The sequence below is a fragment of the Flavobacterium piscinae genome, assembly GCF_004122145.1.
GTDB classification, from domain to species: Bacteria; Bacteroidota; Bacteroidia; order Flavobacteriales; family Flavobacteriaceae; genus Flavobacterium; species Flavobacterium piscinae.
Genome location: NZ_SBKQ01000010.1, coordinates 44,280 through 68,781, shown reverse-complemented (window position 1 = coordinate 68,781; position 24,502 = coordinate 44,280). Strand labels below are relative to the sequence as shown.

Annotated in this window: 25 protein-coding genes and 1 tRNA gene; 9 read left to right on the top strand and 17 right to left on the bottom strand. The window is 33.8% G+C overall.

The genetic code is table 11. The features are described from left to right. The first annotated feature begins 15 nt into the window (after positions 1 to 15). The 3 genes from EQG68_RS10425 to EQG68_RS10415 all read left to right on the top strand — a co-directional run bounded on the left by EQG68_RS10425 (position 16) and on the right by EQG68_RS10415 (position 1,829). A complete protein-coding gene (locus EQG68_RS10425; protein WP_129464829.1) occupies positions 16 to 387 on the top strand; it encodes a group III truncated hemoglobin in 372 nt (123 codons plus the stop codon). A 97-nt stretch (positions 388 to 484) separates the two neighbouring features. Further along, complete coding sequence (ric, locus tag EQG68_RS10420; protein WP_129464828.1) at positions 485 to 1,207, top strand: iron-sulfur cluster repair di-iron protein; 723 nt, start codon at positions 485 to 487, stop codon at positions 1,205 to 1,207. 184 nt (positions 1,208 to 1,391) lie between these two features. Continuing rightward, entirely contained in the window at positions 1,392 to 1,829 is a 438-nt protein-coding gene (locus EQG68_RS10415) for an RrF2 family transcriptional regulator (RefSeq protein ID WP_129464827.1), read from the top strand. Positions 1,830 to 1,894: 65 nt separating this feature from the next. On the opposite strand, the gene EQG68_RS10410 is transcribed toward EQG68_RS10415, so the two are convergent. The 6 genes from EQG68_RS10410 to istA all read right to left on the bottom strand — a co-directional run bounded on the left by EQG68_RS10410 (position 1,895) and on the right by istA (position 7,196). Then, the gene (locus EQG68_RS10410; protein ID WP_129464826.1) at positions 1,895 to 2,449 is read right to left on the bottom strand and encodes a fasciclin domain-containing protein; all 555 of its coding nucleotides are present in this window, start codon (positions 2,447 to 2,449) and stop codon (positions 1,895 to 1,897) included. Positions 2,450 to 2,535: 86 nt separating this feature from the next. Further along, a complete protein-coding gene (locus EQG68_RS10405; protein ID WP_129464825.1) occupies positions 2,536 to 3,750 on the bottom strand; it encodes a hypothetical protein in 1,215 nt (404 codons plus the stop codon). Then, positions 3,750 to 4,346: a Crp/Fnr family transcriptional regulator gene (locus EQG68_RS10400; RefSeq protein ID WP_129464824.1), complete on the bottom strand. Its 597-nt coding sequence runs from the start codon at positions 4,344 to 4,346 to the stop codon at positions 3,750 to 3,752. Before EQG68_RS10400 ends, EQG68_RS10405 begins: the two co-directional genes overlap by 1 nt. A 318-nt stretch (positions 4,347 to 4,664) precedes the next feature. Further along, positions 4,665 to 4,841, bottom strand: coding sequence for a hypothetical protein (locus EQG68_RS15060; RefSeq protein ID WP_164975434.1), 177 nt, complete (start codon positions 4,839 to 4,841; stop codon positions 4,665 to 4,667). Between the two features lie 53 nt (positions 4,842 to 4,894). Then, the gene (gene istB, locus EQG68_RS10395; RefSeq protein ID WP_129464823.1) at positions 4,895 to 5,632 is read right to left on the bottom strand and encodes an IS21-like element helper ATPase IstB; all 738 of its coding nucleotides are present in this window, start codon (positions 5,630 to 5,632) and stop codon (positions 4,895 to 4,897) included. 16 nt (positions 5,633 to 5,648) lie between these two features. Then, complete coding sequence (gene istA / locus EQG68_RS10390; protein ID WP_222845214.1) at positions 5,649 to 7,196, bottom strand: IS21 family transposase; 1,548 nt, start codon at positions 7,194 to 7,196, stop codon at positions 5,649 to 5,651. Positions 7,197 to 7,358: 162 nt separating this feature from the next. Between istA and EQG68_RS10385 the strand changes: the two genes are divergently transcribed. Next, positions 7,359 to 8,144 (top strand): DUF3387 domain-containing protein, encoded by a 786-nt coding sequence (locus EQG68_RS10385; RefSeq protein WP_222845213.1) that lies wholly within the window; start codon positions 7,359 to 7,361, stop codon positions 8,142 to 8,144. A gap of 204 nt (positions 8,145 to 8,348) precedes the next feature. Here EQG68_RS10385 and EQG68_RS10380 read toward each other — a convergent pair. The 9 genes from EQG68_RS10380 to EQG68_RS10340 all read right to left on the bottom strand — a co-directional run bounded on the left by EQG68_RS10380 (position 8,349) and on the right by EQG68_RS10340 (position 18,208). Then, positions 8,349 to 8,433, bottom strand: a tRNA-Ser gene (locus EQG68_RS10380). A gap of 168 nt (positions 8,434 to 8,601) precedes the next feature. Beyond that, the gene (gene ribB / locus EQG68_RS10375) at positions 8,602 to 9,732 is read right to left on the bottom strand and encodes a 3,4-dihydroxy-2-butanone-4-phosphate synthase (protein WP_129464822.1); all 1,131 of its coding nucleotides are present in this window, start codon (positions 9,730 to 9,732) and stop codon (positions 8,602 to 8,604) included. A gap of 14 nt (positions 9,733 to 9,746) precedes the next feature. After that, entirely contained in the window at positions 9,747 to 11,171 is a 1,425-nt protein-coding gene (locus EQG68_RS10370; RefSeq protein WP_129464821.1) for an LptF/LptG family permease, read from the bottom strand. A gap of 8 nt (positions 11,172 to 11,179) precedes the next feature. Continuing rightward, the gene (locus EQG68_RS10365) at positions 11,180 to 11,821 is read right to left on the bottom strand and encodes a LolA family protein (protein ID WP_129464820.1); all 642 of its coding nucleotides are present in this window, start codon (positions 11,819 to 11,821) and stop codon (positions 11,180 to 11,182) included. 1 nt (position 11,822) lies between these two features. Further along, the gene (locus tag EQG68_RS10360; protein WP_129464819.1) at positions 11,823 to 14,276 is read right to left on the bottom strand and encodes a DNA translocase FtsK; all 2,454 of its coding nucleotides are present in this window, start codon (positions 14,274 to 14,276) and stop codon (positions 11,823 to 11,825) included. A 52-nt stretch (positions 14,277 to 14,328) separates the two neighbouring features. Next, on the bottom strand, positions 14,329 to 14,706 hold the full coding sequence (locus EQG68_RS10355) for a diacylglycerol kinase (protein WP_129464818.1): 378 nt from the start codon (positions 14,704 to 14,706) through the stop codon (positions 14,329 to 14,331). A 6-nt stretch (positions 14,707 to 14,712) separates the two neighbouring features. Continuing rightward, positions 14,713 to 15,210, bottom strand: coding sequence for a thiol peroxidase (tpx, locus tag EQG68_RS10350; protein ID WP_129464817.1), 498 nt, complete (start codon positions 15,208 to 15,210; stop codon positions 14,713 to 14,715). Positions 15,211 to 15,404: 194 nt separating this feature from the next. Continuing rightward, entirely contained in the window at positions 15,405 to 16,889 is a 1,485-nt protein-coding gene (nhaC, locus tag EQG68_RS10345; RefSeq protein WP_129464816.1) for a Na+/H+ antiporter NhaC, read from the bottom strand. A 92-nt stretch (positions 16,890 to 16,981) separates the two neighbouring features. Continuing rightward, complete coding sequence (locus EQG68_RS10340; RefSeq protein WP_129464815.1) at positions 16,982 to 18,208, bottom strand: aminotransferase class I/II-fold pyridoxal phosphate-dependent enzyme; 1,227 nt, start codon at positions 18,206 to 18,208, stop codon at positions 16,982 to 16,984. Positions 18,209 to 18,366: 158 nt separating this feature from the next. Here EQG68_RS10340 and EQG68_RS10335 point away from each other — a divergent pair, with 158 nt between their 5' ends. From EQG68_RS10335 to EQG68_RS10325, 3 genes are all read left to right on the top strand, one after another. Further along, entirely contained in the window at positions 18,367 to 18,828 is a 462-nt protein-coding gene (locus EQG68_RS10335) for an Lrp/AsnC family transcriptional regulator (RefSeq protein WP_129464814.1), read from the top strand. 84 nt (positions 18,829 to 18,912) lie between these two features. Beyond that, positions 18,913 to 20,061 carry an N-acetyl-alpha-D-glucosaminyl L-malate synthase BshA gene (gene bshA, locus EQG68_RS10330; RefSeq protein ID WP_129464813.1) on the top strand — a complete coding sequence of 383 codons (1,149 nt, stop codon included), beginning with the start codon at positions 18,913 to 18,915 and terminating at the stop codon, positions 20,059 to 20,061. 1 nt (position 20,062) lies between these two features. Continuing rightward, on the top strand, positions 20,063 to 20,485 hold the full coding sequence (locus tag EQG68_RS10325) for a protease complex subunit PrcB family protein (RefSeq protein ID WP_129464812.1): 423 nt from the start codon (positions 20,063 to 20,065) through the stop codon (positions 20,483 to 20,485). 41 nt (positions 20,486 to 20,526) lie between these two features. Here EQG68_RS10325 and EQG68_RS10320 read toward each other — a convergent pair whose 3' ends face one another. Together EQG68_RS10320 and EQG68_RS10315 are read right to left on the bottom strand one after the other, a co-directional pair. Further along, entirely contained in the window at positions 20,527 to 21,021 is a 495-nt protein-coding gene (locus EQG68_RS10320) for a hypothetical protein (protein WP_129464811.1), read from the bottom strand. Positions 21,022 to 21,104: 83 nt separating this feature from the next. Next, complete coding sequence (locus EQG68_RS10315; protein ID WP_129464810.1) at positions 21,105 to 21,935, bottom strand: UDP-2,3-diacylglucosamine diphosphatase; 831 nt, start codon at positions 21,933 to 21,935, stop codon at positions 21,105 to 21,107. A gap of 160 nt (positions 21,936 to 22,095) precedes the next feature. Here EQG68_RS10315 and aroC point away from each other — a divergent pair, with 160 nt between their 5' ends. Both aroC and EQG68_RS10305 read left to right on the top strand, forming a co-directional pair. Further along, positions 22,096 to 23,157 (top strand): chorismate synthase, encoded by a 1,062-nt coding sequence (gene aroC / locus EQG68_RS10310; protein ID WP_129464913.1) that lies wholly within the window; start codon positions 22,096 to 22,098, stop codon positions 23,155 to 23,157. 5 nt (positions 23,158 to 23,162) lie between these two features. Next, positions 23,163 to 24,437: a dicarboxylate/amino acid:cation symporter gene (locus tag EQG68_RS10305; protein WP_129464809.1), complete on the top strand. Its 1,275-nt coding sequence runs from the start codon at positions 23,163 to 23,165 to the stop codon at positions 24,435 to 24,437. Positions 24,438 to 24,502: the final 65 nt, after the last annotated feature.

The following is a 24,502-nucleotide window of genomic DNA, read 5'->3' as shown; positions in this document are numbered from 1 at the left end:
CAAATTTAAAGTACGATGAGAAAAGATATAAAAAATCGAAGTGACATCATCCGATTAGTGGATGCTTTTTATGATAAAATTAAAACCGATCAAGTAATCGGTTTTATATTTAATGATGTTGCCCAAGTGAATTGGGAAGATCATTTGCCTAAAATGTATGATTTTTGGGATAATGTTTTGTTTTTTACCGGAAACTTTGACGGAAATCCAATGCAAAAACATAAAGAATTGCACAACAAATGTCCGTTAACCCATGCTCATTTTAATCATTGGAATGAAGTTTTCAGACAAACGGTAGATGAACTTTTTGTAGGGGAAAAAGCCGAAGAAATCAAAGATAGAGCGAAAAATATTTCAGATGTGATTATGTATAAAACCATACAATAATTAAAAAAAAGTTAAATATAAGTTGATTATGATTGAGGTCATAAACAAAGGAAATGTATCACTTTATCTTTGACGTATAATTAAAAAATCACATTCAATGAATACATTAGAACAATTAACAGTAGGCGAATATGTTGCCAACGACTTCAGAACGGCAGCTTTGTTTTCTAAATACGGCATCGATTTTTGTTGCAAAGGCAACAGAACTTTGGAAGAAGTTTGTGCAAAAAAAGACATCAATCCGACAGATTTAGAAAATGAAATCCAAGCGATTTTAGAAACTAAAAGCGATCATGCAATTGATTTTAAATCATGGTCACCTTCCTTACTAATAGAATATATTGTTGAAAAACATCATTCGTATGTGGAAGAAAAAACACCTTTGATACTACAATTTTTGGATAAACTATGCAAAGTGCATGGTGAGCGTCATCCGGAACTTTTTGAAATTAATTCTTTATTCAAATTAAGTGCCGGTGATTTAGCTCAACACATGAAAAAAGAAGAATTAATTCTTTTCCCTTTTATTCAAAAAATGGTGAAAGCTCAAAAAGAAAATCAATCCATTCAAGAACCTCATTTTGGTACCGTTGAAAATCCAATCGCCATGATGCAAGACGAGCATACCGTTGAAGGCGAACGTTTTGCAACGATTGCAACCTTAACTGATGGATTTACACCTCCGGAAGATGCTTGTTCAACATACAGAGTAGCCTTTCAAATGTTGAAAGAGTTTGAGCAAGATTTACACAAACACATACACTTGGAAAACAATATTTTATTTCCAAAAGCGATTGAATTACAAGCAAACTTTGTTTAGATTATATTAAAAATCTACTCTTACTAACCCGTTAAATTTAAACATGACTGCTAAAAAGGTAGTCATTTTAATTTTAGGAGGAAATAGAATAGAATTGAGTTTAATCTAAAGGTTTTAAGTATTTTCAATAATCCTCTTTCTTTGATTTTAGTGGATAATTATTTACTATTGTAAAAAATAAATTATGTTTTCAAAATCTTGCGAATACGCTATAAAAGCGGTTATTTTTATTGCCAATAATTCTTTGTTGAATAGAAAAGTTGGATTTGTTGACATCGCAAAAGAAATTGATTCCCCGGAAGCGTTTACCGCAAAAATTTTACAAAAACTCTCTAAAGAGGGTATTATTCAATCGGTTAGAGGTGTGAATGGAGGTTTTTATATACCAATTAAGTTGATTAATAAAATCAATTTAGCTCAAGTAGTTTATTCCATTGATGGAGAAAAAGTTTTTAATAGTTGCGGTTTAGGAATGAAAAGGTGCAATGAAATACATCCTTGTCCGTTACATCAAAAATTTAAAACTATTCGCAATGATTTGCGTCAAATGCTTGAAACCACTAGTTTGGAAGAACTTGCGATGGGATTAAAATCGGGCGAAACCTTCTTGAAAAATATTTAAAAAAAGCGTGAGTACGACACATCACGCTTTTTTGAATTAATAATTAAATAAGAAAAATAAGTATATTATTTGGGTAATAAAACGTCTCCAATTACATGAATAATTCCATTAGAGGTTGGAATACTGGCTACAATTTCTGAGCCATTTACAAATGTTTTATCTCCCTCCTTGGTAATTTTAACTTTTCCACCAAAGACCATATCAAATTCTTGACCGTCTTGCATATATTCTGTTTTTAAAGAACCAACGTAAGTATGATACCCCAAGATATTTTCCAAATCTCCTTTTTTATCCGGTTTTAATAAACCCTCTACTGTTCCTTCAGGAAGTTTATCAAAAGCAGCATTGGTTGGAGCAAAGACTGTAAAAGGTCCGGCATTGCTTAACGAAGTAACTAAGCCGGCAGCTTGAACTGCAGCAACCAATGTAGTATGGTCTTTACTTCCTGAAGCCACCTGAACAATATTCGGATTAGAGGTTTCATCTACGACTCCTTCTTGTCCTACACTTAAGTCTACTCCATTTTCTGGAGCAGTAGATTGAGGAGTTTCACTGTTCTCTTTACAACTTAATACCAGCATAGACCCGGTAATAAAGAGAAGTTGAATTGTTTTTTTCATAATTAAGTTTCTTTAAAATTTCTGAATCAAAGTTCACATATTTAACAAAGAAATTTTATGAGTGAAATCATAAGAATGTACTTTTTTTAGACTTTTTTTCTATTAAAGTACACCATTCCGAAAATTCCAGTAAAAAGAATAATTGATACTATAAATAGCAACTCATTAGCATAAGGAATAAGCACATATTTAATGGAAAAGATTCCTTGAAGAGCTAAAATTAACTCGTTTAAAAATATTCCTACAATAAAAAGTACTAAAAAAAATACTGTTTTTGAAGTTCGATATACCAAATCATTGGTATATAGATAGGCTAACAAAAATCCGCTAATGATTGCTAATAGAACTAAATGAAGATAAGCAATCACAATGGATCTGAATCCAAAAGCTAATTTACTGATAGCCGGAAAAACAGAACCGAATTGTAATACTAATTTTAGTGTTACGCAAAAGGCAATTCCAATAAAGAGAATTTTTAAAAATCCAGCGATGCGAGGGTTTAATTTAAAAATTGTAAATGATAATTTTACTAATTTAAACCATGCAATCAATTGAATTACAGCAGAAATTACTGCGAGTGCGTAAACCCAAGCCGGTAGTTTTAACCATAAAACCGATAACAAATAGGCAGGAATACAACTCCAAGCAAATAATTGAAAAACCGTTTTGTTTTCTTTGGTATTCTTTAAATCAGCAGGAATTAAACTGACAAACAATCCCGTGCAAGCAAACCAAAACCAACCGTTGTATTGAAAATGCAGATAGAAGTAAATAGACGATAAATATAAATCTTGTGGCACATTTTTAGTAGCCATCATATATGCCAAAGCAAAAGTCCCAATAGAAGAAAGAACTCCAAAATACAATGCAGCCAAAAACCATTTTTTGCTCCATGAACTTGACGGAATTTCTTTTGCGTCTTTGTAAAACAAAATGGCAAACCAAACAAAGACAAAAATACTCAAGGTTGAAAACAGAATGGAAACAAAACCATATCCTTGGATAATGAAGCTTACGAGCATTACATAAGCTCCAATAATATTAATCCAAAAAAGGGTGTTATATTTTAAAATTTTTACTTCGGATGTATATTTGGATAAATAATTTACCATTAAAACCATCAGCAATTGCGTAACCCATCCGGCAAATGCAAAATGTGAATGAGCGTGTTGAATATTCTTTTGAGCTATAAAAGGCAATTCAAAAGCAATTTTATAACGCATTAAAACCCCAAGTAAAGCAACAACAAATAAACTAAATAATGATATTTTAATCCAATGTGTTAAGTTTAGTTTTTTCATTAAAAATATAATTTATGTTTTTCGATGCTCACTTTTTTAGATTTGTTCATCTCTGAAAGAGTTCTTATGACCGTTTCAACTCTCAATCCGGTAAAATCTGCAATTTCTTGTCGAGTATATGGTATAAATACTTTTTCAGTAGAACTTAATTTATTTTGCTTTTTATAATTTTCTAAAAAACATTTAATCCGATGTTCTGGATTTTGATTAATGATTTGTTTAAATGTTATGGTTTTATTATAAATGCGTTGTGCCAATAATTCTAAGAACGAGAGTTTTACTGAAGGATAATCTTCTAAAATTCTCATTAATTTTTCTTTTGATAATTTTATAATTACACTATCATGTAATGCAATTGCTGAAGTTGGATAAACTTCATTAATAAACAAAGGAGGTTCTCCAAAACTATTTCCTTTTCCATATGTACCTTGCGTAAACTCTTTGCCTTCTTCATTTGAATTGTACATTCTTACTGCACCTTCGATTATTTGATAATAGAATAAAGCTCTATCATCTTCATAAAAAATAATATCATTTTTTTTATATTTTTTTGCAACCGCTCCCCAAGTGAAAAGTAAATCCAAATCGATTTGCATGACAAGTTTAATTAGAGATACAAAGGTCTTTAATTGTGGTTTTATAAATTATGACATTTATCATAATCAAAGAAATATGAATTCAAATTAAAAAAGCCGAAATTAACTAAATTTTAAAAAACGTCTGGTATAATAAGATTTGTATTTATCACCTATTTCGAATTCACAAACTTGAGATAGAACAAAATTATTCATTCATCAAAGATTAAAATTCGAATAGAGTCATGTAATTAATCAAAAAAAATAGAGATTTTATGTAAAGATTATATTTTGCCCAACGGTTTAAATAAAATTTACCATTTACAATATGATTTGGAATTATATTTCAATTTTTACTTTACGATTGATTTTGTTTAAAAAATCAATGTATTCGTGTAGTTCATACTGCAAATTCCGGTCAAATTGACCACCCAATTCCGATTTAAAGTGACCACCTGATTTCGGTTGAAAGTGACCACCCAATTCCGGTTCAAATTGACCACCTCGATTTTTCACCTAAAATTACTTTTTTTCATGTGTTAGTTTCTATTCAAAAATAGTTAAAAAAATTAATCTTTATTAATGGTTTTTTTCTTCCGCATCGATTCACCCAATAGTTCGATTCTGTGTGAATGATGTATCAAACGATCCAAGATAGCATCGGCGATTGTTTTTTCTCCAATAATGTCATACCAACCTTGTACCGGTATCTGTGAAGTAACGATAATTGAACCGTTATTGTGCCTGTCTTCAATGATTTCTAAGAGTGTAATTCGGTTTTGACTATCGAGAGCTTGGAGACCAAAATCGTCTAAAATAATTACATCTTGTTTTTCTATTTTGGCGAGTTCACGCAAATACGAGCCGTCTGCTTTGGCCATTTTTAACTTGGCAAAAAGTTTTGAAGTATTAAAATAACTAACCTTATAACCTTGTATACAGGCCTGATAACCCAGTGCCGTACCTAAAAAACTTTTACCGACACCGGTGCTTCCGGTGATTAAAACGTTTTGATTTTTCTCTACAAAATCACATTCTGCCAATCGAAAAACAAGAGTACGGTCCAGATTCCGAGATTCATCAAAATGGATATTTTCAATGTTTGACTTGTAATGGAACCGGGCGTTTTTAATGCTTCGCTCAATGCGTCTGTTATGCCTTTCATCCCATTCGGCATCAATAATCATTGACACAAATTGGTCAATGGTGTAATGGTCTGTTTTACCGCTTTCTAATGCGGTTTTAAAAGCACTATGCATGCCATAGAGCTTCATTTGTTTCATTTTGCTTTCTGTTGCTTGATTCATAGGTAATGGTTTTAAATTATTCATAATAGTTTTTGCCTCTAATGTTTTGGTGTTCAGGTAAGTCTTGATTCAAGTCTTTATCTTCATCAATAGAGTCTAAATTGTTTTCCAAAATGTTTTGTATGGTTTTAAAGTTGTAAATCTTAAAATCAAGAGCTCTTTTGCAAGCATTGATTAATCGTATTCTGCCCACTTTTTTCTCGAACGTCAGAACTCCTAAACAACTCTTGAAAGCCTGTTCAGGGTGGTTTCTGTTCTCTATGATTTTAATGATAAACTCACCCACACAAGGGTCGATACTGTTTGCCCAATCAATAAAACGAGTAGCACTCCAATCAGCTACAAACTGATGCGTACTGGCTAAATGTTCCGCATTGGTGGTGTATACATAAGCCTTATTACTTCTTTGATGTATAGCAATACGATTGTATTTGTAATACACTTCAACTACTGATTGCGTATACAAAAGCTTTACTTTTTTACGGATGTATTGATAGGGAACACTATAATAGTTTTTATCCTGACTGTTTAATACATGTCCGTTTTGCATAACCGTAGCAAAAGAATGATACTTGATTTGAAAACGTTCTAGTGGCAATGGACGCAGTTTGTCCTTCTCGTCTTCAAGGAAGAGTTCGTAGCGAGAATAAGGTCGTCCGGTGAGTTTTTTACGATTATGAAGATCTAATAATTCCCAAATAGCTTCATTCAATTGCTCTAAATTAAAAAATGTTCTGTTTTTAAGATGCACATAAATTCTTCGGTATAAAATCTTAACTGCTCCTTCAACCAATGATTTATCTCTTGGTTTGTAAACCCTAGCAGGTAGTATGGTAGTTTCATAATGTTCTGCTAAATCAGCTAAAGTTTCATTAATCGTTGGTTCAAAACGACTACTTTTTATGACTGCCGATTTTAAATTGTCAGGAACAATCGCAGCTGGAGTTCCACCAAAATAACGCATGGCGTTTTCAACAGAATTTACAAAATCTTCCTTCTGTTGACTCATCGAGCCTTCTCCATAGGTGTATTGGCTGGCACCAAGAATCGCTACAAAAAACTCAACTTCTTTTATTTCTCCGGTATTCTCATCAACGATAGAAAGTTTTTTCCCGGCATAATCCACATACATCTTATCTCCGGATTTATGTTGAATATGCATCACCGGATTCACACGATTACTCCAGTTTTTAAAGTGAACTCTAAATTGTGAGCTCCGCACTCCATCAGGGTTTGCGGCAAAGTACAGTTCCCACTGCTGTTGAACAGTTGCCCCAACGCTCTTGAGTTGTCGCTCCATTTGTGGAAAAAAGCTATAAAGCTTCTCTAGCTTAGGATTGACTTGTTCTGCAGTGTTTCCAACGAAAATAGCTTCTAGTTCAGCATCTGTCTTCTCAGCGATATAATCAAGTCTGTAGCCCGATACTTTAAACAAAGAAATATACTTCTTTACCGTGTTTCTGGAAAGTGAAAGGTACTTACTGATAAATAAATTACTCTTGCCGTTACAATGAAATTTAATGACTTTTCTTATCTTACTCATGTCTGTTATTTTATTTGCCATAATTCGTTTTTCAACGAATTTAGGTGGCTAACAGCATGAAAAAAAGTAGTATTTTTCGGTGGTCAATTTCAACCGGAAAGTGGTGGTCAATTTGACCCGAAATTAGGTGGTCATTTTGAATCGGAATCGGTGGTCAATTTGCTCCGGAATTAGGTGGTCAATTTGACCGTTTTTTCCACCTTATCTATTCCGCATCCAAGAGCAATGGAAATCAAAGACGACATTGCATTTTTTCAAGCAGTAAAAGCTCGCCTTGTAAAATTTGAAGGGAATGGAAACGGTAAATCAGACATTGAAATTGAAACAGCTATCAAACAAATAGTAGATGAAGCCATAAGTTCAGATATAGTAATGGATATTTTTGAAGCTGCTGGTATGGAAAAACCAGACATTTCAATCTTATCTGATGAATTTCTTTTAGAAGTTAAAGGAATGAAGCATCAAAATTTGGCTTTAGAGCTTTTAAAGAAATTACTCAATGACGAAATAAAAACACGTTCAAAAACCAATTTAGTAAAGAGTAAAAAGTTATTGGAAATGTTGGAAGGTGCAATAAAACGCTATCAAAACAACTTGCTGACAACGGCAGAAATTATTCAAGAACTCATAAACATTGCAAAAGAAATTAAAGAAGCGGACAAAGAAGGCGAACGACTTGGATTAACAAAAGACGAAGTTGCTTTTTACAATGCTTTAGAAGTAAACGACAGTGCAGTTATGGTTCTGGGTGACGACCAACTCAAAGAAATTGCAAGAGAAATTACGGACAAAGTAAGAGCAAACGCAACTATTGACTGGACAATTAGAGAAAGTGCAAGAGCAAGACTTATGGTAATTGTAAAGCGGACATTGACAAAGTGGGGTTATCCGCCAGACAAACAAGCCAAAGCAATTGAGACAGTTTTAAAACAAGCAGAATTAATGGCTGATTTTTTTACAAAGGATTGATAATTTGTATTTCAATATAAATGATTTTAATAATTGACTTCTGATATAAATAAAATCTTTAATTGAGACTTGAGCATTCATGATTATTGATTTTTTATTAAAATAATATTTTAAAAACACAAACAACGTGGGGATAATGTGGGGATAATTAGCAAATAAAAAACCCTAACTAATTGATTTTCAATCGTTAGGGTTTTAATTTTGCGGAGAAAGAGGGATTCGAACCCCCGGACCTGTTACAGTCAACAGTTTTCAAGACTGCCGCAATCGACCACTCTGCCATTTCTCCAATAAATCACAACCATTTTCTGATTGCGAGTGCAAATATAGAACGATTTTTGGTTTAAACAAACCTTTTTTTATTAAAAAACTTTACTATTTAAAAAGTATGAACTAAACGTTTCATTTTCTACGATTTAGAAGAACAGAAAATTTTTGAAGGCACTAAAATAGTGGATTAATACTTAACATATTCCATAATTTCGAGTCCATAACCAATCATTCCAACTCGCTTAGTCTGTTCGGAATTGGAGAGTAATCTAATTTTGGAAATATCCAAATCATGAAGAATTTGTGCTCCAATACCAAAGTCCTTTGCATCCATCTTAATTGGAGGAGCTTTCATTTGTCCTTCTTCCTGTAAAGTTTTTAATTCGCCAATGCGGTTAAGCAATTCTATCGAAGGTATTTCCTGATTGATAAAAATGATGGCACCTTTTCCTTCCTCATTGATGCGATTGAACATATTTTCCAAACGTTTCTCCGAATTATTAGTGAGAGTCTCTAAAATATCATTGTTCACTTGTTTTGAATTAATACGAGTTAAAACAGCATCTCCATTATTCCAACTTCCTTTTGTTAAAGCCAAATGCACTTGTTTATTAGTTGTTTGCAAATAAGCTCTCATGCGAAATGCTCCAAAACGGGTGTTGATTTCAAAATCTTCTTTTTTCTGAATCAAACTGTCATGTTGCATTCGGTAAGCCACTAAATCTTCAATTGAAACTAATTTGAGATTAAATTTTTTGGCAACTTCTACCAATTCCGGTAAACGAGACATTGAACCGTCTTCATTCATAATTTCACATATAACACCCGCTGGTGTAAAACCGGCAAGTCTGGCGAAATCTATGGCAGCTTCAGTGTGACCGGTTCTTCGTAAAACACCACCTTGTTTAGCAATGAGAGGAAAAATATGTCCGGGTCTAGCTAAATCAAAAGGTTTGGTGTTTTCATCAACCAAAGCTAAAATTGTTTTTGCACGATCGGCTGCTGAAATCCCCGTAGTTACTCCATGTCCTTTTAAATCAACTGACACAGTGAATGCCGTTTCCATGTGGTCGGTATTGTTGCTAACCATGGTGCGAAGTTCTAATTCTTGACAACGTTTTTCTGTTAATGGAGCACAAATGAGTCCACGGCCATGTGTTGCCATAAAATTGATCATTTCAGGTGTTACTTTTTCGGCGGCAGCCAAAAAATCGCCTTCATTTTCTCTATCTTCATCATCCACCACTATGATAATTTTTCCTTGTCGGATATCTTCTATGGCTTCTTCAATTGTATTTAGTTGTATTTTTTGAGACATAAATTTTTTGAGATTTATTCTGTTTTTCGCTTATTAAATAATTTATGAAAGGGTTGTAAAATTAAATTCATATTGACTAATCCTATATCATTCGTAGCCCTGTAAGTTAACAAAACAGCAAAAGGTGTTAATAAAATGGATGACATCCATGCCCCTAAAAAAGGTGTAATTCCATTTTCTTGGGCTAATTTTTTACCAAATACATTAATAAAATGGTAGACAATAAATATAACCATAGCAAACACAATCGGTAATCCCAAACCTCCTTTTCGGATGATGGCACCAATGGGAGCTCCAATAAAAAACATTAGCAAACAAGCATAGGCAATGACAAATTTATCATACAGAGCTAGCCAATGATTGTTTATATTTTTTATTTTTCCTTGAAGGTCAAAAGAAGAACCTTCTATGGAAAATTTAATATTTGAAACATTAGCCTTGGCATTATCATAAACGGTTATAATTTGATTGGGTTGTACAATTGACATTAAATCTGTCAAAAGTGTGTCTTTTAATGTATTGTTTTTTTGGGTAGTCCGTAAGTTTGTTAAACGTTGTTGCGTATTTTCAGTGTAGGAAACAATATCTTTTTTATAGTTGCCCTCAAGCGAATCTAATGTGTATTTTAATTCATTAACATTCAGCATGTTGTTCGTATTTGTGATTTGATCAGTATCTAAATTTGATTTCTGTAATGGAGCTAAATCAAAATTAATAATATACTTTTTAAACGAACTTTTGGCAAAAGGGACTTTATTCTTTTCGGTATAATTTTTAACCGGAACTTCTTCATAGTAATTTCCATCAAATAAAATTAATTGAAGAAAATTTGAATTTTCATTGCTGATTAATTCTCCTCGCTTGGCTTTAATCACCACATTCGTACCAACTCCAAGATTCGACAGTTTGTGAATTGTCACATCGCGTAATAAATTGTCATTATCACCATACTTATCGGCAACTTTTATCGTATAACTTCCAACGTTACTAAATTGACCTTCGGCAATCGCCATCGAAGGCTTTTGTTGTACAATACTTTTTCGAAGGTTAATGAATTTATATTCGGCCTGAGGAATAATGTTATTAGCAAATAAAAAAGCTATGAAACTTAATCCTAAAATAAAAATAGCCAATGAATGCATAGCACGTTTTAATGATATACCGGATGATTTCATTGCAGCAAACTCATAATTTTCAGCAAAATTACCAAAAGTCATGATGGAAGCCAGTAATACAGAAAGTGGCAAAACCAGAGGTACAACTTTGGGAGAATAAAAGGCTAAAAACTTGAAAATTAAATAGGAGTCTAAATCTTTTCCTGCTAAATCGGCTATAAAAAGCCATATTCCTTGAAGAATAAAGATAAAAAAGAGGATAACAAATACCGTAGCAAATGTACTTAAAAAGGAAGACAGTATATAGCGATCAAGAATTTTCACCGTAAAAATTAGTCTATTCTATTGATGTAGTAATTTTTATATTTACTCTCGTCAAAGGTAAACTGATTTTTCGATAATGGCTGATTGGTTTTGAAAGAATTAACAGTGAGCGTTGTTTTGGTTCCTTTTTTACCCACTTCAATCAAGTTGTAAATGTGTTTGGTTTGCACATCAATACCCAAAAGTATCTCTTTTCGTTGATCTTTTGAACTAATTGGGACTAACTTGATGTATTGAATTTTTCTTCCTTTTATATTTTGAGTAATATCCCAGTAATATTTATAACCTTGATTGAAAAAAGTCAACATTTTCGAAGGTGTAATTGCATTTTCATCCTTTTCATCCACGTTAGAAATTGTCACTTCTTCGTCTTCCGGTACCACGGTGTATGTTTTTTTACCATCAAATATCTTGGTAGTTCCCATAAAATTTAGATAGTATAAATTTCCTTTTAAAATCACACTCCCTTTACTATCTTGATTGATGTTTTCTTTACTGTTTTGAAGACTGTATTTAAAATCGATGGTAATGTTTTCATAACTTTTGACTCTTGCTGTCACTTCATCTAATAATTCTTTTGCTTTTTTATCTTGTGCTTGCATTGTAAATACAGATAAAAATAGAATTGAAATCCAGATAAATTTTTTCATTTTAAGCGTTGTTTTGTTCGTTGTTAAAAAATTCGTTTAACGAATTCAAATCAGGAATATTTACTGATCGAGCTTTACTTCCTTCAAAAGGGCCAACAATACCGGCTGCTTCCAATTGATCAATCAATCGTCCGGCTCGGTTGTAGCCTAATTTTAATTTACGTTGCAAGAGTGAAGCAGAACCTTGTTGTGCGGTTACAATCACTTCAGCAGCTTCCCTAAACATTGAATCACGTTCGGATATATCCATATCAAGCATTGTGCCATTTTCCTCACCAACATACTCAGGTAGTAAATAAGCATTCGGATAGGCTTTTTGTGAACCAATAAATTCAGTAATACGTTCTACTTCCGGTGTATCCACAAAAGCACATTGCACACGAACCAAATCATTTCCATTGGTATAAAGCATATCTCCACGACCAATTAACTGATCGGCTCCTTGTGTATCTAAAATTGTGCGTGAATCAATTTTAGAGGTTACTCTAAATGCAATTCGAGCCGGGAAGTTGGCTTTAATTAAACCGGTTATTACATTCACTGAAGGTCGTTGTGTGGCAATAATCAAATGTATTCCAATCGCACGGGCCAATTGAGCTAATCGGGCAATAGGAGTTTCTACTTCTTTACCGGCGGTCATAATCAAATCTGCAAATTCATCTACTACCAAAATAATATAAGGCAAAAAGCGATGACCATCATTTGGATTTAATTTTCTGGACTTGAATTTTTCATTATATTCTTTGATATTTCGAACCATAGCCTCTTTTAACAAAGAATACCGGTTGTCCATTTCTATACAAAGTGAATTCAACGTATTGATTACTTTATTGTTATCTGTGATAATGGCATCTTCAGTATCCGGTAATTTAGCCAAATAATGACGCTCAATTTTATTGAAAAGCGTAAGCTCAACTTTTTTGGGATCCACCAACACAAATTTTACTTCAGCCGGATGTTTTTTGTACAATAAGGAAGTCAGCACCGCATTCAATCCTACCGATTTTCCTTGACCGGTAGCTCCAGCCATTAATAGGTGAGGCATCTTCGCTAAATCCACTACAAACGTTTCATTAGAAATGGTTTTCCCTAATGCAATCGGCAATTCCATTTCTGCTTCTTGAAATCGTGTTGAACCAATAACGGATTTCATTGGAACCATTGTTGGATTTTTGTTAGGTACTTCAATCCCAATTGTACCTTTTCCGGGTATTGGAGCAATGATTCGAATACCCAAAGCAGAAAGCGATAAGGCAATGTCGTCCTCTAAACTTTTAATTTTTGAAATACGAATACCGGCTTCGGGTACAATTTCATATAAAGTAACCGATGGGCCAACCGTAGCTTTGATTTGAGCAATGTCTATTTTATAGTTACGAAGCGTTTCAAGGATGCGGTTTTTGTTTTCTTCTAACTCTTCTTGATTGATAGTGATACTACTGGCTCCATAATCTTTCAGTAAATCTAAGGTTGGAAATTTGTACTTAGACAATTCTAAGGTAGGATCAAATTCCCCAAAATCAGCCACTAATCTTTCGGCTAAATTTTCTTCAATTTGTTCTTCTTCAGGAGCTTTTTCAATTACAAAATGCTCATCATTAGTCTGAATGATTTCCGGTTCTCTTGATACAGGTTGCGGATTTGGTTCAAGTACTTTGACCTTTGGTTCTAAATTAATTTCTGAAGCATTTTCAATGGTTGGCTTCAGAGAATCTTTGTTTATTTCAAAAGTTGAAACCGGTTTTTTGATTGAAATTACACCTTCTTCCGGAATTTCATCTGAATTTTTATTTTCGATAGGTTGATCAAATGGACTGTTAGCAGCCGCTTCTTCTAAATCTTCTTTGATTTCTTTTTTCTTTCTTTCAAATAATTTTTGAAAAGTTTCCGGTGATACATTTACTTTAAAAATCAAATAAATTAAAAAACTGAAAACCAAAACCAACAGTGTTCCTGGTTTTCCCATAAAATCTTGGATATAGGAATTCATCTCAAACCCAACAATTCCACCTAACTCCGGAATATATTCAGAAAAGAATCCAAACATCAACGAAAAATTGACCATAGCAAATAAATCCCAAAACCATAAATCCTTTAATTTTTTTAAAGGAAGACTCAGGATCATGTAGATTCCGGACATAAACAAGAGTCGAACGAGTAGGAAAGAGGCTATTCCAAATCCTTGGTATAAGAATAAATCAGCTAAATAGGCTCCCACTTTTCCTAACCAATTCTTTACATCTACGGAACGATTGCCAATGCTGTTAACAGCACTTTGATCTTCTTGCCAATAAATAAAAAAGGAAACCATCGAGAGAAACAAAGCCACTGAAAAAAGCACCAAAAAACAGCCAAACAAAAAACGATGTTGTTTGGTGAATTTGAAAATTTTTTTTGGTTCAGATTTTGAATCTGCTTCTTTTTTGGAAGAACCTGTCGAAGATGTTTTAGCCATTAACTTCGTTATAATTGGTTGTAAAATTAACTATTTTAAAACTATTTTCATTTTAATTTATAATGTAAGGAACGTAAATTATCATTCCTATTACTATTGCCGTTAGAGCAGCAAAAAAAACAGCACCTGCAGCAATATCTTTGATAAAACCTATTTTTTCATGATAATCAGGATGAACAAAATCAGCAACTTTTTCAACGGCTGTATTTAATCCTTCAATGGATAACACCAAACCGATACAAAGGGTTTGAATTAACCATTCGTTTTTAGAAATATCAAAATAAAATCCGGCAATGCTTATGAGAATTCCTAAAGAAAATTGAATCATCACACTGTGTTCAGTAACTAACAGTTTATAAACACCTTTTAAAGCATAAACAACACTTTTTAAACGTCCTTTGATAAAGCTATTATCTTTTTGAAATTCCATGATGCGTTATAAAACGGCCAATGCCATTTCATAATTTGGTTCTTGAGCTATTTCAGGAACTTGTTCTGCATGGGTAATAACACCATTTTCATCCACGACAATAACAACTCTGGAATGAAGTCCAGCCAATGGTCCGTCTGTAATTGTCAAACCATAATTTTCACCAAAACTTCCGTTTTTAAAATCGGATAAATTTTCAACGTTCTCAATGCCTTCTGCACCACAAAAACGTTTTTGAGCAAAAGGTAAATCACGTGAAATGCACAACACTTTTGTGTTATCCAAAGTTGATGCTTTCTGATTGAATGTTCTCACTGAGGTAGCACAAACTCCGGTATCGATACTGGGGAAGATGTTTAAAACTAATCTGCTACCAGCAAAATCAGCTAAAGAAGCAACTGATAAATCGGTTTTTACTAATTGAAAATCAGGTGCTTTAGAACCAACTTTTGGTAATTCTCCGCTGGTATGAATAGGATTTCCTCCTAAGGTTATTGTTGCCATTTTTTTTAATTTTTTAAAGATTTCAAAAATAGGAATTATTTAGTTAGAATTGTTTACAAAACTAAAAAAATACTGCCTTTATTGCATGTTTTTATAAAGCTTATCAAAAGAAATTAATTCTTAATCTTCATCATTTTTAAGCGAACTATTTTTTTATAAAAAAAGTTTAAAAGTCTAAAGATGAAGAATAAGTATTATAATTTGCCTCTTAGTTGTTTAATTTTAATATTAAACGCAGCAAACAACAAAGTCATAAACGGACTGATGATGTTGAAAAAAGCATAGGGTAAATAAGACCAAGTGGATACACCCAGCACACCGGATTGATAAGCTCCACATGTATTCCAAGGAATTAATACAGAAGTTACTGTTCCGGAATCTTCCAACGTTCTACTCAAATTCTCCGGAGCAAGTCCTTTATCTTGATAAGCTTTAGCAAACATTTTTCCTGGCACAACGATGGCTAAATATTGATCAGAAGCAGTAAGGTTTAATGCTAAACAACTGGCAACCGTACTCGCAAATAAACCAAATGTAGTGTGAAATAATTTCAATAATGAATCGGTAATTCGGGTTAATGCACCAATCGCCTCCATCACACCGCCAAAAACCATGGCACAAAGAATTAACCAAATAGTATTAAGCATGCCAAACATACCTTTAGAAGAAAATAATTTTGCTAAAACAGTATTTGAACTTTCAATTGAAGTTTCAACCGTAATGGCATTCATCACACCTTTATAGCCTGAGAAAAAAGATAGATTAGTACTTCCGCCTAGCTTAGCTACTAATTCAGGTTGAAAAATTAAAGCGAAAACTCCTCCTAGTAAAGTTCCAATTAGCAAAGCAATTAAAGGTTCTGTTTTTTTTATAATCAATAATATAACAACACCGGGAACTAAAAATAACCAAGGAGAAATATGGAACGTTTTTTGAATTGAGTTCAACGTTTCAGAATTGTCACCGGATCCATTAGTGGATTGAGTTAATCCGAGAAAGATAAATATAATTAAAGTCAAAATCATAGTTGGAACTGTCGTCAATGTCATATAGCGAATGTGCGTAAACAAATCGGTTCCTGCCATCGCTGGGGCAAGGTTAGTGGTATCTGATAAAGGTGAAAGTTTATCACCAAAATAAGCTCCGGAAACAACAGCTCCGGCCACCATTCCCAATGGCATTCCAATCGTGCTTCCAATACCAATTAAAGCTATTCCGACAGTTGCAGAAGTTGTCCACGAACTACCCGTAGCAACTGAAATAACAGCACAAATAACAACACAAGCAGGTAAAAATATAGCCGGATGAAGAATTTGAAGTCCGTAATAAATCATCGTTGGAATGACGCCACTGATCAACCATGTTCCGGAAAGTGCTCCAACCATCAATAAAATGAGAATAGCACCGGAAGTCGACTTGACATTTTTAGAAATGTCTTCCATCATGGCTCCATACGAAACTTTGTTTCTAAAGCCTACGATGGCTGCAATAGCTGCACCAATAATTAGGGCAAATTGATTTGGGCCATAGGTGGCGTTATCTTCATACGCATATACATTGTATCCTAAAATTCCAATCAATAAAAAGATAGGAAGTAAAGCTTCAAAAAGGGATAAATTTTTGTTTTCAATAAGTTCTTCGTTTTTTGGATCGAATGGTTTGATGTCTTGACTTTCCATAAATTTTGTTTATGGATGCAAGATATAAAAAAATCATTATTTTATCTTTAAATAAAAAAATCCGACTCGTTAAAGTCGGATTAAAATATTTCTTATGCTTGTTGAAGTTCTTTTAAAACCCCAATTTCTTTCATACACGTTTTCATCATCTGATACGTTCGTTCAATATCATTGTCTAAACCAATGGAAAATCGAATCAATCCATCTGTTAACCCCATTTCTTTTTGTTCGTCAAGCGGAATTTCCGATGAAGTAGAAGTTCCCGGAGCACTGAATAACGTTTTATAAAATCCTAAACTCACAGCTAAATAACCTAAATTTCTGTTTTGCATTAATTCCATCAGTTCATTGGCTTTGTCAAGCGAACCAACATCAACCGTCATCATTCCTCCAAAACCATATTCTTTGTTAATCATGTTGGAATAAATTTCGTGACTAGGATGGCTTTTTAAACCCGGATAAACGACTTTCAAACCATCTTTTTCAAATTTTTCGGCTAAATAATTGGCATTATAACTGTGTTGTTTCATACGAATATGAAGCGTTCTCAGATTCTTTAAAATACTCGCCGAACGCAAACTGTCCATTGTCGGCCCTAACAACATACTCGCACCGTTATTCACATTCTTTAAATCGTTAATAAATTCTTGCGACGCACAAACTACACCGCCAACCGTATCACTACTTCCATTAATGAATTTTGTTAAACTGTGGATTACCACATCGGCTCCCATTTTTGCCGGAGCAACGGAAAGGGGTGAAAAAGTATTATCCACAACCAATTTGATGTTGTGCTTTTTTGCTAATTGAGCTAAGCGTTCAATATCGGCTACTTCTAATAAAGGATTACTTACGGTTTCACAATATAACACTTTGGTATTGTTTGTGATAGCTGCCTCAACAACATCTAATTTAGTAATGTCAACAAAATGCGTTTTGATGTTCCACTTGGGTAACATATTTTTCATAAACGCATAAGTTCCGCCATAAATAGTTCTGCTGGAAACAATTTCATCACCTGCTGAACACAATTGCATTAGAACCGGCGTAATCGCACCCATGCCTGAAGCGGCAACATTAGCACTTTCTGTTCCTTCCATCGCTGCTAAAGCTTCACCAAGATACAAATTCATGGGCGAGGAATGACGTGAATACAAATAACAACCTTCGGCATTTCCTTCAAAGGTGTCAAACATCGTTTTTGCAGAAAGAAAGGTATAAGTTGAACTATCAGAAATCGAAGGATTAACACCCCCAAATTCACCAAAATATTGTAAATCTTGAATGTGGTCAGCCGGATTAAATTGGTTATTTTTCATTTTTTGTAATTTTATATGTAATACAAATAAAATAACATTTAGTAAAAATATCAATATAATATATATATTTTAGTTTTTTATTCTATTATATTATGTTTATTTAGATTATATTGGTATATTTGATTTATTTTGCTGAACAAAATAGAAAATATTATTTTATGGAATTTGATTTAATTGATAAAAAACTGCTCATGCTTTTGCAAGAAGACAGTAAAAAAACAACCAAAGAGCTTTCCAATAAACTTAATCTTTCGGTAACTGCGGTTTATGAAAGAATAAAAAAATTAGAAAGGGAAGGAGTTATTCGCAATTATGTGGCATTGTTAGACAGAACCAAGATTAATAAAAGTTTTGTGGTGTTTTGTCACATCAAATTAATTCAGCACACGAAAGAATATTTAAACACCTTTGAACATGAAGTAACACAATTAACCGAGGTACTCGAATGTTTTCACGTTAGTGGTGATTACGATTACATTCTTAAAATTTGTGTTAGTGGTATGGAAGAATACCGTGAGTTTATGGTTACTAAACTAACAAATTTAAAACACATTGGCAGTACTCATAGCTCCTTTATGATTTCTGAATTAAAAAACAGTACGGAATATGAATTGCTCTAAATAATACAACAAAATAATTTTTTAACGATTTCTTACCACAAGCAAAAGCCAAAGAATGTAACTTTGTTAGTCTAATATTTATACATGAAAATAGCTATAGTTTGTTATCCAACCTTCGGAGGAAGTGGAGTAGTGGCTACTGAATTGGGTTTAGAATTGGCTCAACGGGGTCACGAAATTCACTTTATTACCTATAAACAGCCGGTTCGCTTGGCTTTACTTAATCCGAATTTGCATTACCACGAAGTGAATGTTCCCGAATATCCGCTTTTTCACTACCAGCCCTACGAATTAGCACTTTCCAGTAAATTAGTGGACATGGTAAAATTGCATAAAATAGAACTTTTACACGTGCATTATGCCATTCCACATGCCTACGCAGGTTATATGGCTAAACAAATGTTGAAAGCAGAAGGAATTTATATTCCGATGGTGACCACTTTGCATGGAACCGATATTACTTTGGTTGGAAAACATCCATTTTATAAATCGGCGGTTACGTTTAGCATTAACCAATCGGATGTGGTAACCTCCGTTTCACAAAGTTTGAAAGACGACACCTATAAACACTTTGCAATCACAAAAGAAATTGAAGTTATTCCGAATTTCATCGAAATCAATAAAGCAAAAGTGGAAGAAGGAACCCCTTGTTATCGCTCGTTGATGGCAAAAAATGATGAACGCATCATTACGCATATCAGTAACTTTAGAAAAGTAAAACGCATACCGGATGTCATCAAGATTTTTTATAAAATTCAACAACAAATTCCGGCAAAATTAATGATGGTAGGCGAAGGGCCGGAAAAAGAAAATGCCGAACTTTTATGTGAAGAATTAGGCATTTCTAACAAAGTTATCTTTTTTGGAAACAGCAATGAAATTGATAAAATTTTATGTTTCACCGATTTGTTTTTGCTTCCATCGGAAACGGAAAGTTTCGGTTTGGCTGCTTTGGAAGCTATGGCTTGTAGTGTACCGGTAATTTCAACCAACACCGGTGGTTTACCTGAAGTAAATAAAGATGGTTTTTCAGGTTATCTAAGCAATGTGGGGGCTATTGATGCGATGGCAGAAAATGCACTTAAAATAATTCAGGATGATGTCACGTTATCTACATTTAAGAAGAATGCTTTTGCAGTGGCTCAGCAGTTTGATATAATAAATATTCTGCCTTTGTATGAAGCGGTTTATGAAAAAGCCATTAAAAATCAATTCAATTCAATTTCAAGTTAAGATGAAAAAAATCATTGCAACAATGACGGTTTGTATAATATTATTTTCTTGTTCAACCCAAAAAAATACAGATGAAAAACCGCCCCTCTACGAAATTTTGAAACAATCCGAACAGGGGGGAGCCAATTTTCGCTTTTTTGAAATGATTACCGAACAAAAAGAATTTAAAATGTTGTTGAATGATAAGGATTTGAAAAATAAAATAAAACCCTCAGACATCTACACAAGTAATTTTTTGTTATTGAATATGGGGGAGAAAAATTCCGGAGGTTATTCATTTTCAATTGAAAATATTGAAGAAACAGATAATGATATTATTATAACGATCAAAGAAAACGTTCCCAAAGGTCTAGCTACAACTGTGATGACCTATCCCATTTGCATAGTTAAAATTAATTCTAAAAAAAACATTATCATCCAATAAAAAAAACGTCCCAATTTAGGGACGTATTTTTTGAAATATTTTTAGAATTGGTATCGAACTCCCAAAGCAATATCCGGACCAAAATTGTTATTTCTATATCCATCTCCAAAGTAAAACTCGGGTCTGAAGTCTAATGACAATAACAAAGGAAAGTCAAAGTTATATTCTATTCCAATGTCTCCGGCAGCTAACACATAAGTACCATTTTCACTATTGGAATTATTGGGACCAAAGTCTCGGTTCCAACTTCCAATACCGGCTCCTGCACCGGCATACCAATTAAATCCGCCTTCAATGTTCCAAACCCATTGGTATAAACCAACCAGTTTGTAACCATCCCAATCGCTACTGTTTCGCCAACCTAAATCAAATTCAAGTCGGTTGTTGTCAGAAAGACCTCTTTGATAGGATATTTCACCACCAAAACCATCGTTGTCACCAAGTCGTAAACCAATTGCATTTTTAGAAATTTCCTGAGCATTCGTACTCAAGATAAAGCCAAAAACCAAGATGGCTGATAAAAGTACTTTTTTCATTATTGTTAATTTAAGATTTGTACAAAGATAACGCTCTCTTTGTTCAAATCGTATTGTTAACAAGTTAAAGAATGTTAAAATGGTTATTTGTTGGAGAATAACAAAGATGCAATAAGCTGTTCGCTTAATTTGGTTTCCATCTCAAAAAAATCCTCTTGAATCATGTTGGAATCTTTGTCGTAGCGATATAATTTCCAACGTTTTTTATTGTATTCCAACGCAGTTAAATTCTCCACCCAATCACCTGAATTTAAGTAAAAAGTAGTCCCTTTTTTATTGACTTTTCGAATCATTTTAGGTTCGTGTATATGGCCACAAATCACATAGTCATACTTGTTTTCAATGGCTAATTCGGAGGCTGTAACTTCAAAATCGGAGATAAATTTTACAGCTTTTTTTACATTCGCTTTTATTTTTTTAGAAAAGGAATAGGGCTCTTTTCCCATTTTTTGGAGCACCCAATTGATCGAGCGATTGGCTAAGATTAACAAATCATATCCCCAACCACCCAGTTTAGCAATCCATTTTGAATGTTGAACAGAAGCATCAAATACATCACCGTGAAAAATCCAAGCTTTCTTATCGTCTAATTCCAACACCAACTTATCAATAATCGAAAAATTACCGATTTTTGTATCACTGAATTTCCGGAGCATTTCGTCGTGATTTCCTGTGATGTAATACACTTCGGTTCCTTTGGAAGCTAAATCAATAATTTTTTTGATAACTTTTAAATGCGATTTTGGGAAATATGATTTTCGAAACTGCCAAATATCAATAATGTCTCCATTCAGAATTAATGTTTTTGGCTTTATGGTAGAAAGATAATGATACAATTCTTTGGCATGGCAACCAAATGTACCAAGATGCACATCTGAAATGACCACCACTTCAACTTTTCTCTTTTTAAGCATACGTAAATGAGGTTTAGCAAATTAACTGACATTTTTCCGAGTACGTTTTACCTAAAAGTTAACGAATGGCAAGTTCATATTATATTAATGTGAATTCAATTTGATTTTAATAGCACTATTTTATTGAAAAAACTTATTTTTGTTGAAACTTCATTTCAAAATGGCAGGAAACAGTTACGGAACTTTATTCAAACTCACAACTTTTGGAGAATCACACGGCGAAGCTTTAGGCGGAATCATAGACGGTTGTCCACCCGGAATTGAGTTAGATTTTGAAGCCATTCAACTCGAAATGATTCGTCGTAAACCCGGTCAATCTGCTATTGTTACGCAACGTAAAGAAGCTGATGAAGTTCAGTTTTTATCCGGAATTTTTGAAGGAAAAACAACCGGAACCCCCATTGGTTTTATTATTCCAAATACCAATCAAAAATCCAATGATTACAGTCATATTGAGGCCGCGTTTCGACCCAGTCATGCCGACTTTACCTATGAAAAAAAATATGGAATCAGGGATTATCGCGGTGGCGGAAGAAGTTCTGCTCGTGAAACAGCAAGTAGAGTAGTAGCCGGTGCAATTGCGAAACAAATCCTTTCGGATATTAAAATTTATGCTTTTGTCTCTTCAGTGGGCGATATTTTTATAGATAAACCATACCAAGATTTAGACTTTTCAAAAATTGAAAGTAATCCGGTTCGTTGTCCTGATGAAACTACTGCTGCCAAAATGGAAGAATTAATTCGTTCGATTCGTAAAGAAGGCGATACCATTGGAGGTACCATTACTTGCGTAATTCAAAATGTTCCCATTGGTTTGGGCGAACCCGTTTTTGATAAATTACATGCCGAATTAGGAAAAGCCATGTTGTCCATCAATGCCGTGAAAGGTTTTGAATTTGGTAGCGGTTTTTGCGGAGCTCGCATGAAAGGAAGTGAACACAACGATTTGTTTAACGAAGATGGTACTACGCAATCCAATTTATCCGGTGGAATTCAAGGCGGAATTTCAAATGGGATGGATATTTATTTTAGAATTGCATTTAAACCGGTTGCTACCATTATGCAAAAACAATCAACCATCGATAAAGAAGGAAACTTAGTTGATTTGGAAGGAAAAGGTCGTCACGATCCATGTGTTGTTCCGAGAGCAGTTCCTATCGTGGAAGCTATGGCTGCCATCGTGTTGGCCGATTTTTATTTATTACAAAAAACATACAACTAACACATATGAAATTAGCCTTACATTGGAAGATTCTTATTGGAATGATTCTCGGTTTGATTTTTGGGTACCTGATGAAAAATATGGAACTTAAAGAAATTGTCGTGGATTGGGTTAAACCTTTCGGAACCATTTTTATCAATTTATTAAAAATGATTGCAGTTCCGTTGATTGTAGTATCGCTGATAGTGGGACTTTCGGACTTAAAAGATATAGCAAAGTTATCTAAACTCGGCGGAAGAACGGTCGCTTTGTATTTGTTTTCAACCGTTTGTGCTGTTTCAATTGGTTTGGTGTTAGCCAATTTAATTCAACCGGGCGATTATATTAATGACGAATCCCGTAAGAGTCTGTTAGAAAATTTTGCCGGTGATGCCGCTCAAAAAATAGAATTAGCCGAAAAAGCTAAAAATAGCGGACCTCTACAACCGTTGGTTGATGTGGTTCCGGACAATTTTTTTAAAGCAATGACCGACAATGCTTCGATGCTACAAGTGATTCTTTTTGTTATTCTATTGGGTATTGGATTAATTTTAATCGACGAAAACAAAGCAAAGCCTGTCGTAGATTTTTTTAAAGGGTTAAATGATGTCATTCTAAAAATAATTGACATCATCATGCTCGGAGCTCCCATTGGTGTTTTTGCTTTAATGGCTGCTTTGATGGTCGAAATACCTGATTTTTCTACCTTAAATGCCTTGTTGATTTATGCATTAACGGTTGTAATCGGACTTGCAATAATGGTTTTTGTTTTATATCCAACGCTGTTGATAGTATTAGCCAAATATTCACCGATTAAATTTTTTAAAGCAATTTCTCCGGCTCAATTGTTAGCTTTTTCAACAAGTTCCAGTGCGGCCACTTTGCCCGTTACGATGGAAAGAGTAACTGAACATGTTGGAGTAGATGAAGAAGTGTCCAGTTTTGTATTGCCTTTAGGTGCAACCGTTAACATGGATGGAACCAGTTTATACCAAGCAGTAGCTGCAGTTTTTATTGCTCAAGCAATGGGTATTCCTTTGGATTTACAAACGCAGTTGATGATTGTAGTTACTGCAACGTTAGCTTCTATAGGTTCAGCTGCCGTTCCCAGTGCCGGAATGGTAATGCTTGTAATTGTCCTTGGTCAGGCCGGCATACCGGAAGCCGGATTAGCCTTGATTTTTGCTATCGACAGACCATTGGATATGTGTAGAACCGTTGTAAATGTTACTAGTGATGCTACGGTTGCTACTGTGGTTGCCAGTTCTATTGGAAAATTGCATGAAGTAGAAAACCAGTAAGTTAGACTAATTCCATACATAAAAAAAGGATTCCTGAATATTTCAAGAATCCTTTTTTTATCAAT